This is a genomic window from Streptomyces katrae (assembly GCF_000966975.1).
Classification (GTDB): domain Bacteria; phylum Actinomycetota; class Actinomycetes; order Streptomycetales; family Streptomycetaceae; genus Streptomyces; species Streptomyces katrae.
Window position 1 is genome coordinate 1 of record NZ_JZWV01001285.1, and the last position, 891, is coordinate 891.

Sequence of the window (891 nt, forward strand, 5' to 3'; positions counted from 1 at the left end):
GGCGCCGTGCGGGACTTTCGCAACTCCCCCTAGTACCCCGGCACCCGTTCCGCCTCGCGGGACAGGGCCGCCAGGACCGGGGCGATCAGGGGGTGGGTCTCCGCGCCCCGGCGGGTGGCGGCGAAGACGCGGCGGGTGGCGGAGGGGCCCGAGACCGGGCGGACGAGGACCTCCTTGAGGTCCATGCCGCGCAGGGCCGAGCGCGGGACCAGGGCCACCCCGGCGCCCGCGCCGACCAGGGCGGTCACCGCGCGGAAGTCGTCGGAGGAGTGCACGAACCGGGGCTGGAAGCCGGCCAGTTCGCAGGCCAGCAGGGTCACGTCGTGGCACGGGTTGCCCGGGTACTGGCCCACCCACTCGGCGTCGGAGAGGTCCGCCAGGGCCACGGCGGGGAGGCCGGCCAGCGGGTGGCCCGCGGGCAGGACGGCGTCGAAGGGCTCCGCGTAGAGCGGGATCACCGACAGGCGGCCGTCGTCGGCGCCCGGGGCGCCCCGGTACTCGACCGCGAGGGCCAGGTCGGCCTCCCCGTCGAGGAGTTGGAGCAGGCTCTGGTCGCCCTCGGCGTCGCGGACGCGGAGCCTGATGCCCGGGTGCTCCCGGGCGAGGCGGGCCAGGGCCGGGGCCAGTACCTCGGCGATGCCGGTCGCGAAGGCGGCCACCGTGACCTCGCCGGCCGCCCCGCCCGCGTAGGCGGCGAGTTCCGCCTCGGCCCGTTCCAGCTGGGCGAGCACCTCGTGGGCGTGGGCGAGGAGGATCTCCCCGGCCGCGGTGAGCCGTACCCCGCGGCCGCTGCGGTGGAGCAGGGTGTGGCCGGTCTCCTGCTCCAGCGCCGCGAGCTGCTGGGAGACGGCGGAGGGGGTGAGGTACAGGGCTGCGGCCGCGGCGGTCACC

Annotated in this window: 1 protein-coding gene; it reads right to left on the reverse strand. The window is 77.4% G+C overall.

Translation table 11 applies throughout. The features are described from left to right. Positions 1-29: 29 nt before the first annotated feature. Positions 30-890, reverse strand: coding sequence for a LysR family transcriptional regulator (locus VR44_RS36235; RefSeq protein WP_045951912.1), 861 nt, complete (start codon positions 888-890; stop codon positions 30-32). Between the last annotated feature and the right edge of the window lies 1 nt (position 891).